At 69.5% G+C, this 269-nt stretch carries 1 protein-coding gene; it reads left to right on the top strand.

Features of this window, described 5'->3' with window-relative positions; all coding sequences use genetic code 11:
• Nucleotides 1-269: polyketide synthase dehydratase domain-containing protein (locus tag SB660_RS20865; protein ID WP_410584263.1), on the top strand; the 269-nt coding region annotated here is incomplete at both ends.

Below are 269 nucleotides of genomic sequence, written 5' to 3'. Positions count from 1 at the left end.
GCAGGCCGGCGCCGCGCCGGACGATGCGCATGAGGCATTCGTACCGGACCAGATCGGCCGTGTGGATTTCCTGAGCGGTGAAGCGATTCGCCGCGTGCTGGCGCGCATTCATCGTCGCAGCCCGCATTCGATCGTCGCGTCGTTCGAATTCATCGACGCGCACGGCAGAGTCGTCGCGCGCCTCGGCGCGTGCCGCTTCCGTCGCGTCGATCTCGCCGGGCGCCGTCATGGCGCGCCGGCGCGCTTTGCCTATGTGCTCGAAGCGCGGC

The sequence above is a fragment of the Bacillus sp. SIMBA_005 genome, from assembly GCF_046535585.1.
GTDB classification, from domain to species: Bacteria; Bacillota; Bacilli; order Bacillales; family Bacillaceae; genus Bacillus; species Bacillus pumilus.
Note: the sequence above shows the minus strand (reverse complement) of the source record. Positions and strands in the feature narration are given on the sequence as shown.